General features: G+C 49.1%; 15 protein-coding genes and 1 other RNA gene. 7 read left to right on the plus strand and 9 right to left on the minus strand.

Going from position 1 to position 14,820, the window contains the following annotated elements; translation table 11 throughout:
• Window positions 1-110: 110 nt before the first annotated feature.
• From AC5E51_RS00095 to AC5E51_RS00110, 4 genes are all read right to left on the minus strand, one after another.
• Window positions 111-941 carry a sulfite exporter TauE/SafE family protein gene (locus AC5E51_RS00095; RefSeq protein WP_491777899.1) on the minus strand — a complete coding sequence of 277 codons (831 nt, stop codon included), beginning with the start codon at window positions 939-941 and terminating at the stop codon, window positions 111-113.
• 2 nt (window positions 942-943) lie between these two features.
• Window positions 944-1,972: a methionine synthase gene (locus AC5E51_RS00100; RefSeq protein WP_491777900.1), complete on the minus strand. Its 1,029-nt coding sequence runs from the start codon at window positions 1,970-1,972 to the stop codon at window positions 944-946.
• 30 nt (window positions 1,973-2,002) lie between these two features.
• Window positions 2,003-2,977: a DUF1852 domain-containing protein gene (locus AC5E51_RS00105; protein WP_301377133.1), complete on the minus strand. Its 975-nt coding sequence runs from the start codon at window positions 2,975-2,977 to the stop codon at window positions 2,003-2,005.
• A gap of 238 nt (window positions 2,978-3,215) precedes the next feature.
• Window positions 3,216-4,115 carry a LysR family transcriptional regulator gene (locus AC5E51_RS00110; RefSeq protein WP_491777901.1) on the minus strand — a complete coding sequence of 300 codons (900 nt, stop codon included), beginning with the start codon at window positions 4,113-4,115 and terminating at the stop codon, window positions 3,216-3,218.
• 172 nt (window positions 4,116-4,287) lie between these two features.
• Between AC5E51_RS00110 and AC5E51_RS00115 the strand changes: the two genes are divergently transcribed.
• Together AC5E51_RS00115 and AC5E51_RS00120 are read left to right on the plus strand one after the other, a co-directional pair.
• The gene (locus AC5E51_RS00115) at window positions 4,288-5,070 is read left to right on the plus strand and encodes a ferredoxin reductase domain-containing protein (RefSeq protein ID WP_297530444.1); all 783 of its coding nucleotides are present in this window, start codon (window positions 4,288-4,290) and stop codon (window positions 5,068-5,070) included.
• Between the two features lie 380 nt (window positions 5,071-5,450).
• A complete protein-coding gene (locus AC5E51_RS00120; protein WP_491777902.1) occupies window positions 5,451-6,785 on the plus strand; it encodes a tyrosine-type recombinase/integrase in 1,335 nt (444 codons plus the stop codon).
• Between the two features lie 429 nt (window positions 6,786-7,214).
• Here AC5E51_RS00120 and AC5E51_RS00125 read toward each other — a convergent pair whose 3' ends face one another.
• Both AC5E51_RS00125 and AC5E51_RS00130 read right to left on the minus strand, forming a co-directional pair.
• The gene (locus AC5E51_RS00125; protein ID WP_491777903.1) at window positions 7,215-7,604 is read right to left on the minus strand and encodes a hypothetical protein; all 390 of its coding nucleotides are present in this window, start codon (window positions 7,602-7,604) and stop codon (window positions 7,215-7,217) included.
• A gap of 41 nt (window positions 7,605-7,645) precedes the next feature.
• Complete coding sequence (locus AC5E51_RS00130; RefSeq protein ID WP_491777904.1) at window positions 7,646-8,308, minus strand: hypothetical protein; 663 nt, start codon at window positions 8,306-8,308, stop codon at window positions 7,646-7,648.
• A gap of 254 nt (window positions 8,309-8,562) precedes the next feature.
• Between AC5E51_RS00130 and AC5E51_RS00135 the strand changes: the two genes are divergently transcribed.
• On the plus strand, window positions 8,563-9,123 hold the full coding sequence (locus AC5E51_RS00135) for a recombinase family protein (RefSeq protein WP_491226220.1): 561 nt from the start codon (window positions 8,563-8,565) through the stop codon (window positions 9,121-9,123).
• Between the two features lie 1,397 nt (window positions 9,124-10,520).
• On the opposite strand, the gene ssrA is transcribed toward AC5E51_RS00135, so the two are convergent.
• Window positions 10,521-10,879, minus strand: a transfer-messenger RNA (tmRNA) gene (gene ssrA / locus AC5E51_RS00140).
• Window positions 10,880-11,001: 122 nt separating this feature from the next.
• Window positions 11,002-11,484 carry an SsrA-binding protein SmpB gene (gene smpB, locus AC5E51_RS00145; protein WP_068435346.1) on the minus strand — a complete coding sequence of 161 codons (483 nt, stop codon included), beginning with the start codon at window positions 11,482-11,484 and terminating at the stop codon, window positions 11,002-11,004.
• Window positions 11,485-11,588: 104 nt separating this feature from the next.
• Between smpB and AC5E51_RS00150 the strand changes: the two genes are divergently transcribed.
• The 3 genes from AC5E51_RS00150 to AC5E51_RS00160 are packed head-to-tail and all read left to right on the plus strand — an operon-like array spanning window position 11,589 to window position 13,839.
• On the plus strand, window positions 11,589-13,064 hold the full coding sequence (locus tag AC5E51_RS00150; RefSeq protein WP_068435348.1) for a sodium-dependent transporter: 1,476 nt from the start codon (window positions 11,589-11,591) through the stop codon (window positions 13,062-13,064).
• Between the two features lie 45 nt (window positions 13,065-13,109).
• The gene (locus AC5E51_RS00155) at window positions 13,110-13,541 is read left to right on the plus strand and encodes a type II toxin-antitoxin system RatA family toxin (protein ID WP_068435363.1); all 432 of its coding nucleotides are present in this window, start codon (window positions 13,110-13,112) and stop codon (window positions 13,539-13,541) included.
• On the plus strand, window positions 13,534-13,839 hold the full coding sequence (locus AC5E51_RS00160) for an RnfH family protein (protein WP_068435350.1): 306 nt from the start codon (window positions 13,534-13,536) through the stop codon (window positions 13,837-13,839). The genes AC5E51_RS00155 and AC5E51_RS00160 overlap by 8 nt, the downstream gene beginning before the upstream one ends.
• Here AC5E51_RS00160 and AC5E51_RS00165 read toward each other — a convergent pair whose 3' ends face one another.
• Entirely contained in the window at window positions 13,840-14,238 is a 399-nt protein-coding gene (locus AC5E51_RS00165) for an outer membrane protein assembly factor BamE (protein WP_068435352.1), read from the minus strand.
• A gap of 89 nt (window positions 14,239-14,327) precedes the next feature.
• Here AC5E51_RS00165 and fur point away from each other — a divergent pair, with 89 nt between their 5' ends.
• Window positions 14,328-14,732 (plus strand): ferric iron uptake transcriptional regulator, encoded by a 405-nt coding sequence (fur, locus tag AC5E51_RS00170; protein WP_297530436.1) that lies wholly within the window; start codon window positions 14,328-14,330, stop codon window positions 14,730-14,732.
• Window positions 14,733-14,820 lie beyond the last annotated feature (88 nt).

Here is a 14,820-nt window from a genome sequence, read left to right on the forward strand (position 1 = left end):
TGCGAAGTGAGACGACTCTGAGTGGAGAGAAAGCCTGACCGCTCATACAGTCTCCTACAGAGAGTGTCCGCTAGAGTCTGGCCAGGCAGTCAGGCGATTTATGACGTGAACTACAGCGATAGCTGTAACAACATACGTAACCCGGTAAACAGCAGAACAATGGCAAAGATTTTTTTGAGCAATCCCGCATCAAGTGATGAGGCAAGCCGGGCGCCCACGGGTGCGAACAGTACCGTCAACGGCACTATGCAGATAAAGCCGATCAGGTTGACTAAACCAAAGGTGCCAACGGGTGCATCCTCTGGGGGCACACCTAATAAAAGCATCACCAGTGCGCCTGGCAGAGCAATAATAAGCCCGATTGCCGCTGCTGTTCCCACGGCTTTATGCGCAGGATAGTTAAACAGGGTAAGCAGTGGTACAGAAAGTGTTCCCCCGCCGATACCGACCATCGCACTGAGAAAACCGATCGAGGATCCCATGACGGCCTGGCCACCTGAGTGGGGTAATTTCGAAAACATTGCGGGCTTTCCAGTTCTGAATAGCATGTTCAGTGCCGCAAGTGTTGCAATGATACCGAACAGGAGGGTCAACCAGTCTCCGTCTGCGCGAGTCACCAGCCAGCTTCCCACCAGAACACCCGAGAAAATAAACAGGCTCCATCGTTTGAATAGCGCTATGTCCACATTTCCAAGCCGGTGATGTGAGCGGATTGAACTGATGGAGGTCGGAATGATCGTTGCGAGTGAAGTGGCTGTCGCGACTAACATAGCTGAATCGGCTGATACGCCAAAACCCTGAAACAGGAAATACAGCACAGGCACAATTACAATACCGCCGCCCACACCCAATAGCCCAGCAAGAATTCCAGCGAATACCCCTGTCACTACCAATGCCAGAATGGTCATCAGATGACCCGACATAAATTCAATAATATCCATGTTTAACCCGCCAGTTCTTTGCGAATGATCTCTGCGCCAGCCGCCAGAGCCTGCAACTTCTGACGCGCAACCTCCCGTGAAAGAGGGGCCATACCACAGTTAGTGCAAGGGTAGATCTTATCGGCGTCTGCGTATTTCAGTGCTTCACGAAGAGTCGACGCGACTTCTTCTGGCGTTTCAATCGTATCGGTTGCTACGTCAATGGCGCCCACCATAATCTTCTTACCCTTAAGTAGAGTCAGAACTTCCATCGGGACGCGGCCGTTGTGGCATTCAAGTGAAACAATATTAATGCTGGACTTCTGAATCGCAGGAAACGTTGCTTCGTAATGACGCCACTCAGCCCCGAGAGTCTTTTTCCAGTCGGTATTTGCTTTAATGCCGTAGCCATAACAGATATGCACAGCGGTCTCACAGGTCAGGCCTTGCGTCGCTCTTTCCAGAGCTTCGATACCCCAGTCATTAACCTCATCGAGGAATACATTGAAGGCCGGCTCGTCAAACTGAATAATATCAACGCCGGCCGCCTGTAACTCGCGAGCTTCCTCATTCAGAGCCTTGGCGAACTCGAATGCGAGTGTCTTACGATCCTGATAGTAATCATCGTAGAGGGTATCAACCATAGTCATAGGCCCGGGTAGAGCCCACTTAATCGGCTGGCTTGTCTGACCGCGCAGAAACTTAGCATCTTCAACAAACACCGATTTCTGACGACTCACCGGACCAATCACCCCAGGTACATTGGCGTCGTAACGGTCGCGGATACGCACGGTTTTCTTATTCTCAAAATCGACGCCGCTCAGATTTTCGATAAAGGTGGTCACAAAGTGTTGGCGGGTCTGTTCACCATCACTGACGATATCGATGCCTGCGGCCAGTTGTTCCTGAAGCGAGACGCGTAGGGCATCCTGCTTCCCATCGAGCAGCGCTTTACCTTCGAGTTTCCATGGCGACCAGAGTTTCTCGGGTTCTGCTAGCCATGTGGGTTTAGGCAGGCTGCCTGCCGTTGACGTTGGAAGTAGCTTTTTCATTGTTAGCTCTATCTGAATACAGTTAATAGTTCAGGCGAAATCGGCTGACCATTTTTCAAGAATTTTCTGGTACGGCTTAATGAAGTGTTCTTCGGCGAACTTGCCCTGTTTAACTGCCAGCTGGCTGCGTTCGTCGCGGTCATACACAACCTGAGTAAGTGAGTGATCACTGTGTGTCAGATCAGGTTGATACTCGTACCCGGCGGCGGAATTAGCATTGTAAATTTCAGGCCGATAAATCTTCTGAAAGGTTTCCATGGTGCTGATGGTGCTGATCAGTTCCAGATTCGTGTAGTCCGTAAGCAGGTCACCGATAAAGTAAAATGCCAGTGGAGCGACACTGTCTGGCGGCATAAAATAGCGGACGTCGAAGCCCATTTTTCGGAAGTACTGTTCTGTCAGCGAGGTCTCATTCGGAGTGTATTCCACCCCAAGAACCGGGTGCTGGTTTTCAGTGCGGTGATACGTTTTGGTGTCTGAAACACTGAGGCAGACAACGGGTAATTTGCTGAAGTTCTCTTTGTACGTGTCGGACTTAAGAAAGTCTTTAAATAGCTTGCCGTGCAGTTCGCCAAAGTCTTCGGGAATACTGAATTTTTTCTGGCCAGCATTGTATTCACGAAGCAGTACGCTGAAGTCATAGTCGCGCACGTACGACGAAAAGTTATTACCTACGATCCCTTCGATACGCTTATTGGTCTTATGATCGATAATATTGGTTTTGAGTATCTCAATAGAGGGGAAGCCGTGGCCATTGCCCTCGACATCAATATCGACAGAAATAATTTCAAGCTCAAGCGAGTAACGGTCGCCACGTGAGTTATCCCACGGAGCCAGAGCATTAAAGCGGCGGTCAATCATTCGCAAGGCGCTGCGCAGATTTGCTTCGCGTTGCTCACCCCGGGCAAGGTTGGCGAAGTTAGTGGTGACGCGCGTGGCATCGGAGGGCGTGTAATCTTCATCAAAGATCACACGCTTGATCGTGTATGAAAAACCGTTACTCATGACTGCGTATCTCCCGTTTCCCAGGTTCAGTGTTCGATGTCGTCGTTCCGAAACTGACTGATAACCGTCTCGGATACGATCTGAGAGCACGTTTTACGCTTTTTTATATATGAGTAAAATTGATTTTATATAATCAATGCATGAGGGATTGTAATGGGTTGGTGGGCGACGAGGGCTCCCCACCCAGCATGGCTCTGAAAATGGCCGTACACCTAAGTAGGGTAAATCCTCCACTGGCTCAGGCAGAAAAGGGGTGCTCGTAGTCTTTCGCGAGATCAATAAAGGCCTTCAGATAACCGATCTCCTCGTCGCCTTCCCGCGTCCCCAGGAAGATCTGCTTCGCAATACCCTGTTCTCCCAGGCGAACAACATCGAGTGGTAGTCGCTGGCAATATTCTTCTGCTAACCAGCGAGGCAAGGCAGCAACACCGCGCTGACAAGCGACCATTTGCAGCATGATCTCAGTGGTCTCACTGGTCTTATGTTGCTTGGGGACTACTCCCGCAGGTGTCAGAAACTGTGAGTAGATATCCAGACGGTCGGTGGCGACGGGGTAGGTCAGCAAGACCTCATTGCGCAAGTCTTCTGGCTCCGCGAATGGCTGATTCGTGAGAGCATGATCTTTGGGCACCACAAGTACCTGCTCGTAATCAAACACCGGAGTAAAGCTCAGGTTACTTTTGTAGAAGGGGTCAGGGGTGACCAGCAGATCAATTTCATAGTCGAGCAGGGCACCGACGCCGCCGAACTGGAATTTCTGTTTAACATCGACATCCACATCCGGCCATGCATCCAGAAACGGAGACACTACCTTCAGGAGCCACTGGTAGCATGGGTGACATTCCATCCCGATACGCAGAGTGCCACGCTCCCCCATAGCCATCTGCTTCAGTTTATCTTCGGCGTGAAAGAGCAGAGGCAGCACCCGGTTGGCGATGTTGAGCAAGTACCGGCCTGCCTGAGTGAGTCTGAGGCTGCGACCCTCGCGAAGCCAGACAGGCGTTCCCAGGTTGTCTTCGAGTTTGCGCACCGTATGACTGAGTGCGGACTGAGTGACGCACAGCTCTCTGGCAGCGGCCGTCAGTGAGCCATGCTCTTCGACGGCCTGAATGATTCTGAGATGACTACGTTCGATCATGGCTTATCCATCTAATAATGAGGAAAAGTAATTGAATGGTGAAAATATACCATTTTCATTCATCAAACGAGTTTTCTAAGCTTATCCCTATCAGAAGTCATAGCCCGGAAGTGGGCACCGAGGACCTGCTTAATTAGTGCTAACAGGCCCTAACAACGTGAGTGGATGAATAATGAGTGAAGTGGCCGCAGTAGACGTACCAGAACGATATTCCCTTGAGTGCCGGGTAGCGAGTGTACGCTTCCTTAACCGGGGGACATTCCAGGTGGAGCTGGAATCGTCGACAGGCGCTGCCCTACGCTATGTCGCTGGCCACTATTTAGAGTTGAATATCGATATTGATGGACAGGCTCACTCTTTGTGTTACTCAGTGGCTAACCGACCTGACAGTAAAGAGCCGGGGAGGCTGCAACTCTTCATACAGAACGGCAGTCTGTTCACCGAGAAGCTGTTGCGCCGCCTTGTGCAACTATGTGGCCGTCAGGAACATCTATCAGTGACATTGCCAATGGGGCGCGCTTTTTTACAAAGCAACCTGAAACAACCCCATCTGCTGGTTGCGGCAGGTTCAGGGGTATCAAAAATAAAATGTCTGGCCGAAGAAATAGTAGCAAGAGATCCGAGTGCAGACGTCAGACTGTATTGGTCAAATAAAAATATCGATGACTTCTACCTGCTCGAGGAATTCCGGGACTGGGAAATTCAGGGCGAAAAGCTCAGTTTTACACCCATACTCGAATCTGAACATCCAGAGTGGAACGGGCGCACGGGATTTATTTTCGAAGTCATCCAGGAAGATCAATACGTCTCAGATAATACAGTCGCTTACCTCTGTGGGTCGCCTCGAATGGTGTATGGCACTATTGATCAGCTGGCACCGTATGGGCTAACTGAAGCGAACTGCTACTCTGATGTTTTTGAGTATGCGCCGCGGGATAAGCGGGTTGCGGTGTGATTGCTTCGAGCAATTATGCGAGAAGAAATTGGGAATAGGATGAGTTTAGAATTGTGATCCTCAGACAAATAAAAAGGCCCGGCCGGAGACAGAGGCGGGATTGTACTCTGGGCCATCAATGGCCCAGCCCCTTCGGGCGCCTGCGGCGGTACTGATTGCTCCAGGCAATCAGAAGAACCCGGAACTATGATCGATTCAGAATCACAATCGTCAGACAAATAAAAAGGCCCCACCTGAAAAACAGGTGGGGCCTTTTTATTTGTTTGGTGGAGATGGCGGGACTCTCTGACTGTAGGGTGTAAGCCTTTGAAAGTATTGATTTATATAGGTTTTTATCAATAATGTGTGGTAAAGACGTGTGGTAAATCAGGTTTCAAGTTATGGCAAAACCTCCATACATGGAGCGTCGGAGAAACGTCTGGTACGCTCTTTTGACTATTCCCAGCGATGTTCGCCAACACTTCAACGGCAAACTCCGGTTCGTTCAAAGTACCAAACACTCTGACCAACATAAGGCTCAGGTCGTAGCCCTTGAGTTGGTTACGCAGTGGAAACGGCAGATAGCTGCTGCTCGGAATATTAAGATTGACTCTGGCGTGGAATTAGCTCTGGACTTCAAAAGACAGATCGAGCGGGACAGAGCTTCCTCTGATCCTGTTATTGAGGACGGTTATATCGAATATCCAGCGATTGAAGACGCTGTGTCAGACCATATCGACAAGCTCAGGGAAAAAGGCGAAGAGGAGCGAGCGGCTAAGATTGCCTCTATCGTTTATCAGAATCAGGTGGTTCTTCAGTTAGAGTTACCCGGTTGGGAAGCGACGGTAAAAGGTACTACCAGGTCTATCAGTCAGAAGATCAAAGCCGGTCGCGAAGTGGCAGAGAGATTCCCGACACTTACAGACATTACCCCCCAATCGGTGAAAGACTGGGCCAGACACCTTATAGCTCCAAAGTCTCAAGGGGGAATGGGGTTCGCAAAGCCAACCATTGAGAGGAGATTCAACGCTGGGCGCAGTATCTGGAGATACCTTCAGGACCACGGAAAGGCTCCTGATGATGTACAGCCCTTTACCCTGCCTTCGTTCGTGTCTGAAGCTGACAAAGCCAAGCGTAGACAGAGACAAAGAGAGACAGGATCACCAAAGGCAAGAGTTGGCTTCATGCCTTCTGACATCGTCCGCCTGAGAAGCATAGCGTCTAAGACGAAGTATAACCCCCACCAGTTAACGACGTTAATTACACTGGGTATGTATACCGGTGCCAGAATTGAAGAGATTTGCTCTCTGAAGTGTAGTGAGTGTTCAGAGACTGTATTCAATATCACCAAGAGTAAAACGGAGGCGGGCTACCGGGAGGTTCCAGTGCATCCTGAAATAGTTCCGTTTGTGAGAGAGCTACTTTCCAACTCCAAGGACGGTTACTTAATCTCTGGTTTGAAAATAAACCCAAGCACAGGTGAAAGGTCTGGTGCTATTGGAAAACGCTTCGGACGATTGAAGGAAAAAGAAGGGTTCTCGAAGTCAACAGGTTTCCACAGTATCCGACACACAGTCATAACCATGCTTGAAAATGCAGGAGTCGGGGAGAATACTACCGCTGATATTGTTGGTCAGGATAAGCCCCGTATTACCTATGGCCTTTACTCTGGTGGTTCAAGCTATGAGACAAAACTAGAGGCAATTAAGCTGCTGAAATATCCAGAGCCAGAATAAAAATTTGGAAGAAATCTGAGAGGGTATATACGATACGCCTCTGGGTTTATTCCCCCGTGGCCTCCCCCTTTAGTTCCGATGTATCAGGCCGGTGGGCGGGGGCCTACGCTTTTGCTTACGAAGGCAGCTCCAGATGCTCCAGCCCACATCATAATAACTTCCCAACTATATTCGCTGATCAAATCTAGGGGGAATACTCGTCCGGTAATGCTCTCATAGATTGCCATAGGGATTAAAACCAAGGGGAAGTAGAGGAGGAGTCCTCCCCACATTCCAAGCAATGCGTTTATTTGTACTGACTGTTGTTCCTTCAAGAACTCTTTGAGTTTGTTCATGTACCCTAGCTCCCTATGTCTATACGTTTATACATGAGTCAAAAGAGACTCAAGAAAGCATAGTGTCGTTGCTTAACGTAGTGAAGATTGTCTGTTAAATGTGTGATGCTAATGCTGCGATTCCAGCACCAATGGCTGCATTTAGGGCTTCCTTGGAACCTGATGATAACCCCTTTTTTATCTTTTCAATCACAGATTCTTTTCCACCCAGAGATGCCGGTGTTTCATTCAGGGCGGCCAATCCTTTAGCTGTAAGAAAGCACTGATGATAAGTACCTAGGTTGCCACCACTCGCGTTTATAAACTTTTCTCTGACTAACCAATCCACAACGTCACAAGCAAACTGTGATTTAGCACACATGGTTAATTCGTATTCGTCAACTGATCCACCCACTAGTAGGTGTGTATGAATTGCGGACGGGGTTGGAAATCTTTCGTATAAATACTGAAATATTTGAGCCGCTACTTCGTTAAATTGTTCCATCTTGCTTGTCATTCTATATCTGTATTAAATTTGTAGATGTTTTAAATGGGCCGATAATGACCTGTGAGTCTTCCCCATATTTGCTCAAATTCTGAGTACCCAAAGTCATTTGATATCGCGGGGAATAGGCTGATAATCTTATTCCAATCATCCATTTCACAGTACTCTGGAGTGTACCTCTTCACCTTCGGTGCTTTCACCGTGGATATTATACTAGGGTTCAGGAAGGCTACTATGTCGGCTAGTCGGAGGGCGGAGTAAAGCAGCTTATTCGTAGCGTTTTCGCTTTGAATCAAGAGCGCGTGAGTCTCCGGTCTAGTCTCCCATTCTTGCCATGCACACAGACTGATATTGAGTTCATCGCACAAATCAATGAGCTGAGGTAAATGTTCTCGGATGCGTTCAAGGTACTCCTCTGCCTCTATCCGTTTGAACTCATTACAAAACTCTTCAGGTTCTTGTTCTAGTTCATGAACGAAGTACTCTAAAGAATCATGTGCCCAGCTACGGTGTAGCTTCCTACTTATTCGCATTAGCTCTTTAGTTAGGCGTTCACTAACTTTCCAGTTTTCAAGAAGTAGTTTGTATCTCTCTTCTTCCTGCCATCTATTTGCAATCTGGGATGATGATCTTGCGGAAATAGCAGCAGCTATAGCAGCAGCCAATGTCCCCAGAGCTGAGAACGCTGTGAAGATCGCAATCATTGTGTCTGTCTTCAGGATAGACGACGCTAGTATGAGTCCGAAGCCCAGTAACATGAGCAGGGTGATTAGCAGTAACTGCCAGTTGAGTCGGGGTGAGTTCACAGGTTCCTTCCTATATTTGCCTAGATCAGAAAGTACACCCTATGAGCCACGTTGGGAAGACCTCTATTGAGTGGATCAAAAGTGTTGAATTTTAATGATCCACCAGCTACATTGTGAGCCATACTTTATGATCCATGTGGTTAGAGGTAAATATGTCAGTAGTCGCATATGTCCGGGTAAGCTCTGATGGTCAGACCACAGAAGCCCAGAGACACAATATTGGGGAGCGGTACGTTGTTGATAAGTGGTTCAGCGATGAGGCTGTCTCAGGGGCGGTTAAGGCCCGTGAGAGAAAGGGACTATCTGCCTTGCTGGATTACGTCAGGGAGGGCGATACGGTCATTGTGGCGGCGATAGATCGTTTGGGCAGGGATACCATAGATGTCCTTGAGACAGTCCGTCAGATCGAAGCTGAGGGGGCCACAGTGGTATCCATGAGAGAAGGCTTCGAACTTTCCACCCCAATCGGGAAAGCAATGCTGACGATGTTGGCAGCTGTGGCTGAACTGGAGAGATCAAACATCAAAGCCCGACAGATGGCTGGCATTCAGAGAGCTAAGGCTGAGGGGAAAGCTCTCGGTAGAGAAAAGGTCATCGACGATACGGAGGTTGCCCTCTGGAGGAAATCGCAGGGAGCAAGCATACAGGCTACAGCTGACCATTTCGGTATCTCCACGGCGTCAGTTAAGAGAGCCTGTCGGAATGCTGGGTAGGCCGATAAGGAGCCTTTCTAATGTTACCTATCCACTGTCGATTTATATGCGATAGTGAATTGTAAGTTATTGATATTTAAGGGTTTATTTGTTTTTGCCTCTGAGGTATACCTATAGGACACCATAAGGAAAACCAAGGAGGTAACTCATATGCTACAAGTTGAAATCGGTGTATTTGGGCTGGGTCTGTCAGTGGGACGTTGTAAGTTCCAGTTCTTCATTGGAGATATATATGTCTGTATCCCCGGTATTGTTGAGTTCGCTAAGAATCCAATAGGAAAATTCTGGGATTTTGGGAAGGATGCCACAGGATAAGTCCCTGAAAGGCTCTGTATGGCTTTCTGAGGGGCTTTAGGTTGGTTGTCGGTATGATGTCAGCCTTTTAAAGGAAAGACTCTCAGAGGTTGGTATAGGAGGCTTGAGGGAGTGGTATTACGCTAAGACCTTTTCTGCGCCTGCCTGAGTGGTGATCGCTTGTAAGCCTTGTGCGTTGTTGGGTTTGTGGAGAAAATGGCTGAGAGAGCCTCTGAGAAGATCCTAGAGCAGGAGCTGAAGAAGTTCACAGCTAAGTGCTTCGGACAACAAGTAAAGAGTAAACGATGGACTGATTACTGACCTTGAGGGTGGGGTGGTGGTGTTGTTGCCACCCCTCCTTCAGACATCCCTATGAACCCCCCATGAATACTGGGCTGACAATTAAGTGCCACTTATGGAGGAAAGAGAATCCCTCCCCCGGTGAAATATCTATAGGATTACTCTATAGGAGTATCTCTTAGACTCTCTTTAAGACCCTCTCTTAGTCTCTCTACTGACACTCCCTCTCTTAGTACCCCCTCTCTTCTGTTATCTATAGGTATGTCTATGGGTGTATCTCATAGTCTTCTGTCCGACATCCCCTCTGATTCCTTCCTCTGGTGTATGACCACCACCACCGATACCTATACCCCCAGTCCTCTCCTTATGATCCCTCCACAGGTGATTCTGGAGGAGCATTACCTACACCATTCTTGTCCCCAATATGCACTTTCATAGTCCCTCCATACGATCACCCAAAGGTGATTCTAAGGGGTTACACCACCACCACCGATACCATCCCAGTAAAGATACCGCTCTGTGAGAAACCACCAGCACGCCAACCTCAAGAATTCACAGATAGATTCAAACCGGAGTTCCTGACATGCTGACGATCCAATGGTTTTACTACTGGATGCTCTCTCAGGGAGCTGTGCAAGATTGACCCGTAAGAGTTCTGAATGAAGTGTGTCGGGAATAGGCCTAGTTATAGGGCCTTATTTTTTTTCGTTAGGGAAACGTGTGGTAAAGATGTGTGGTAAAAGAAAAAACGGGTGATCCTCTAAGTTATTGATTCTTAAAGGAAATCACCCGTCTTTTTTATATGGTGGAGATGGCGGGATTTGAACCCGCGTCCGCCAATCCTCCACTAGAGGATCTACATGCTTAGTCTTCTCTATTGATTTAGTTCGTCACGGGCCGAGAGACAGGCCGTTCGGAACGAGCTGGATTACGTTTAGTCCTTTGGCTCCCAGCAAAGCCTCCGGACGATCCTGTAGGGCTGCGCCCTCGTCCCCCGGTTACAGGAACCCGGGTTCGGAGGTAAGCGGGGCTATTAGGCCGCTAGTGCGTAAGATTCGTCGTTTGCGAATATTTAAATGTACAACGTTTATTTACGAGATCGTCGTACGCTCTCGGCATGCACCCATAGCTTTGTAATCAACGTCGAATCCAGATCATCCCCGAATTCTGGTCGCTCTCAGCCAGGAGCTGGATCATTTCTGATCCTTGTTCTTTAGATAGGGTTAATTAGTGGAAGTTCAACCCCAGAACAGTCGCTAATATAGCACAGGTTGCAGTGAGCTGTCAGCGCACTGAGTGCTTCATAATGCGTTCTTTCTGCTTCGCCCAGTCACGGTCTTTGGCCGTGTTGCGCTTGTCATGGCTCTGCTTACCTTTGGCGAGGGCAATCTCGGCTTTGACGTGATGCCCCTTCCAGTAGAGTGCAGTGCAGACACAGGTATAACCTTTCGCCTGTACCTTCTGTGAGTAACGCTCAATCTCACGACGATGCAGCAGCAACTTGCGCTGGCGGCGAGGTTCAGCAACAACGTGCGTTGATGCCTGAGTCATCGGTGTAATCTGGGCATTATGCAGCCAGGCTTCACCACGATGAAACTCGATAAAGGAATCCAGCAGCTGAACTTTGCCTTCACGAATCGATTTCACTTCCCAGCCGACCAGCTCAAGACCTGCTTCGAGCTTATCTTCCAGAAAGAAATCGTGTTTGGCCTTTTTGTTCAGCGCGATTGTTGAGGAGCCGCTATTGGCTTTTTTCTTTTTACTCATCGCGTCAGTATAACTGACAGTGAGTCTGAAGGGCAGAGGGGTGCGCTTGAGGCAAACGTTTAAATTTCGGACAATAGCCCCTTCGCAGAATAAGGATAATGGTAATGACGTCAGATAAGCGCGGTATGCATGGTATCTGGGCTAGTCGCTGGACATTCATTCTTGCGGCCGTGGGTTCGGCTGTAGGATTAGGTAATATCTGGAAGTTCCCTTACATCACCGGTGAATACGGGGGTGGGGCATTCGTGATGGTGTATCTGCTGTGCATTCTGTCGGTAGGTATTCCGGTCATGATGGCCGAGGTGTTGTTGGGGCGTAAGGCCCGGATGAGCCCGATTAATACGATGCATCGCCTGACTACCAAGTACAAAGCGCCAGAGTTTTTCTCGGGCATCGGCTGGATGGGCGCGGTCGCAGGTTTCTTTATTCTGTCGTTTTATAGTGTCATCGCTGGCTGGACGCTTTATTACTCTCAGGCGATGGTGACTGGCACCTTTGTAGATATCAGCGCCGAAGATGCAGGCGCCTTGTTTGGTGGTTTGCTGGCAGATCCGGCGACTCTGATTGGTTATCACACACTGTTTCTTTTTCTCGTAGGATTTGTCATTTCACGAGGCGTTCACCGTGGGCTGGAAACGTCTCTACGTTTGTTGATGCCGCTTCTGTTTGTGATGTTGCTGGTGCTGCTGGGATACAGCCTGACTACCCCAGGGTTCAGTCAGGGGTGGGATTTCCTGTTTCGTTTTGAGCCTGAAAAGCTGACTCAGGAAGCGATTATCACTGCCCTTGGACACTCATTCTTTACGCTGTCGCTGGGTATGGGCGCGATTATGGCTTACGGAGCCTATATGCCAGCGAACTCCAGACTGGGTAAAACCATTCTTACCGTAGGCGCACTGGATACACTGGTGGCTCTGGTCGCGGGGCTGGTGATCTTCCCGATCGTTTTTTCAAATGGTCTGGAGCCTGGTGCGGGTCCGGGACTGATGTTCCAGACATTACCTATTGCGTTTGGTCAGTTGCCTGGCGGCATTGTAATTGGCACGGTGTTCTTCGTATTGGTAGCGATTGCAGCCTGGAGCTCGGCTATTTCATTGGCTGAGCCTGCTGTTGCCTGGGCGGTAGAGAAAGGGTTCAGCCGTGGTCGTGCCACGATCGCCGTGTGCGCGTTGGCCTGGGTGATGGGGTTGGGTACTGTGATGTCATTCAATCACTGGGAGAACCATCAGTATTTCGTTACTGTGTCAGGAGTCGATGCTGAAGGTGACGTGCAGCAGGATGACTTTTTACTGTACGCGGATGTCGCCGTTTTAAAGGAAACATTGGGCTCAACAGGTGGGCTTGAGTACGAAGTGAAAGGTAAAACCTTCTTCGATGTACTCGACTTCCTGACGACGAACATCCTCCTGCCAGTGGGCGGTGTGCTGATATCTCTGTTTGTCGGGTGGTTTATGACCCGCAGAGCCATTGCGGATGAAGCACGTATGAAAAGTGAGCGGCTGCTTACTCTCTGGCGCTTTATGATTCGAGTTGTATCGCCGCTCGCGGTATTATTCGTGTTTTATCATGGCCTTCTGTGAGGCCTTAATGATGTGCCCTATTGAATTAACAGTTGGTTGAGTCAGATGACCCGAATATCGCGAAGCGCGCTTGTTTTACATACCGCAGAGCAAATGTTTGACCTGGTGAATGACGTGCGTCGGTACCCTGAATTCCTTCAGGGCTGCGAATCGACGCATGTGATCGATGAGTCTGAGGATTTTATCGAGGCCAGGCTAACGCTCGCCAAAGCCGGTTTTGAGCAGAGCTTTACGACGCGTAATGAACTCAATCGCCCGGAAACGATGAAAATCAGTCTGGTTGAAGGGCCATTCAGCAAATTTACCGGTACCTGGCACTTTCAGAAGCTGTCTGATGAGGCCTGCAAAGTAACGCTTGAACTTGAGTTTGAAATGGCCAGCCGAATTGCCGGAGCCGCCATGGGAGCGCTATTTAAGCAGGTAGCCGGAATGATGGTCGACGCGTTTGTTAAGCGCGCGAAGGAAATATATGAGTGACGAAAAAATTCAGGTTGAGGTGGCGTACGCCTTGCCTGATAAGCAAAAAATTATCGCGATTGATGTCGTGCCGGGCACAACCATGATTCAGGCTGTTGAGGCATCCTGCATCGTGGACGAGTTTCCAGAACTGGATCTGAGTGCCGCCAAGTTTGGAATTTTCGGTAAGGCAGTGCGTTCGCCTGACACTGAAGTACTGAAAGCAGGGGATCGGGTAGAGATATACCGTCCCCTGATTATTGATCCTAAGCAGGCGCGTGCCAATCGCGCTGCCAAGGCAAAGAAAGCCGAAGGGTAATTACTCTTCGACGGTCGGGATCGTCGGGTTGCGCTCTTCAGGCGGCACTTCGCTGGTCTGGTTTTCTTCGCTGAACTCTTCGGGCGGAATCTCACCACTGTAGTGGCTGTAAAGCGCAGCGTCGTCGAAATGCAACGTAACCTGATAGCGTTTGGCGATTTTATCTCTCACTTCGAGGGTGTAGATGTAATTCCAGCGCTGATCTGAGAATGGGTTTCTGGCGACAGGGTTGCCCATCAGGTAAATGACCTGACGTTCAGTCATGCCGGGCTCCAGCTGATCCAACATGTCCTGGGTAACGATATTGCCCTGTTGAACGTTGAGTTTGTAGACACCTGGGAAGGTACAGCCGGAAAGGGTTGCAAAACCCAGTAATCCGGTCAGAATTAAAGCTCGCATAGTCAGGGTTAAATCCGGGCATTAGTTATTAAGAATGGACGGGATGATACCTGATCACCCCATCCACTGTGAAATGATAGAGGAATACCGTGTCAGAACAGAACATGGAACTTCGTAAAGCGGGCCTGAAGGTCACGCTGCCCCGAGTCAAAATTCTCAGTATTCTTGAGAGTAACCCAGAAGCGCACATGAGTGCTGAAGACGTGTATCGTTCATTGATCGACGCGGGTGAAGACGTGGGTCTTGCCACTGTTTATCGTGTACTGACTCAGTTTGAAAGTGCGGGTCTGGTTGAACGTCACAACTTCGATGGCGGCCATTCTGTATTCGAACTTGCACGTGGAGAGCACCACGATCACATGGTGAACGTCGAAGATGGCACCGTGATTGAGTTCTCTAACGAACAGATTGAGCGTCTGCAGCACGAAATTGCTGAAGAACATGGCTTTGATCTGGTTGATCACAGCCTGGTACTGTACGTTCGTAAGAAGTGACGTCAGGCTATTATTAGCAAGTACAATCAAAAAGAGCCGCAATTGCGGCTCTTTTTTATATCTGTTTATACCTACTGATACGTTATGA

Source organism: Thalassolituus sp. (genome assembly GCF_984348125.1).

Bases quoted from the DNA above. Each gene is read 5' to 3' on its own strand.
- AC5E51_RS00130 (WP_491777904.1), bottom strand. From the start codon at position 8,308: ATGATTGCGATCTTCACAGCGTTCTCAGCTCTGGGGACATTGGCTGCT.
- AC5E51_RS00150 (WP_068435348.1), top strand. From the start codon at position 11,589: ATGACGTCAGATAAGCGCGGTATGCATGGTATCTGGGCTAGTCGCTGG.
- AC5E51_RS00165 (WP_068435352.1), bottom strand. From the start codon at position 14,238: ATGCGAGCTTTAATTCTGACCGGATTACTGGGTTTTGCAACCCTTTCC.
- AC5E51_RS00160 (WP_068435350.1), top strand. From the start codon at position 13,534: ATGAGTGACGAAAAAATTCAGGTTGAGGTGGCGTACGCCTTGCCTGAT.
- AC5E51_RS00115 (WP_297530444.1), top strand. From the start codon at position 4,288: ATGAGTGAAGTGGCCGCAGTAGACGTACCAGAACGATATTCCCTTGAG.
- AC5E51_RS00110 (WP_491777901.1), bottom strand. From the start codon at position 4,115: ATGATCGAACGTAGTCATCTCAGAATCATTCAGGCCGTCGAAGAGCAT.
- smpB (WP_068435346.1), bottom strand. From the start codon at position 11,484: ATGAGTAAAAAGAAAAAAGCCAATAGCGGCTCCTCAACAATCGCGCTG.
- AC5E51_RS00125 (WP_491777903.1), bottom strand. From the start codon at position 7,604: ATGGAACAATTTAACGAAGTAGCGGCTCAAATATTTCAGTATTTATAC.
- AC5E51_RS00135 (WP_491226220.1), top strand. From the start codon at position 8,563: ATGTCAGTAGTCGCATATGTCCGGGTAAGCTCTGATGGTCAGACCACA.
- AC5E51_RS00155 (WP_068435363.1), top strand. From the start codon at position 13,110: ATGACCCGAATATCGCGAAGCGCGCTTGTTTTACATACCGCAGAGCAA.
- AC5E51_RS00120 (WP_491777902.1), top strand. From the start codon at position 5,451: ATGGCAAAACCTCCATACATGGAGCGTCGGAGAAACGTCTGGTACGCT.
- AC5E51_RS00100 (WP_491777900.1), bottom strand. From the start codon at position 1,972: ATGAAAAAGCTACTTCCAACGTCAACGGCAGGCAGCCTGCCTAAACCC.
- AC5E51_RS00095 (WP_491777899.1), bottom strand. From the start codon at position 941: ATGGATATTATTGAATTTATGTCGGGTCATCTGATGACCATTCTGGCA.
- AC5E51_RS00105 (WP_301377133.1), bottom strand. From the start codon at position 2,977: ATGAGTAACGGTTTTTCATACACGATCAAGCGTGTGATCTTTGATGAA.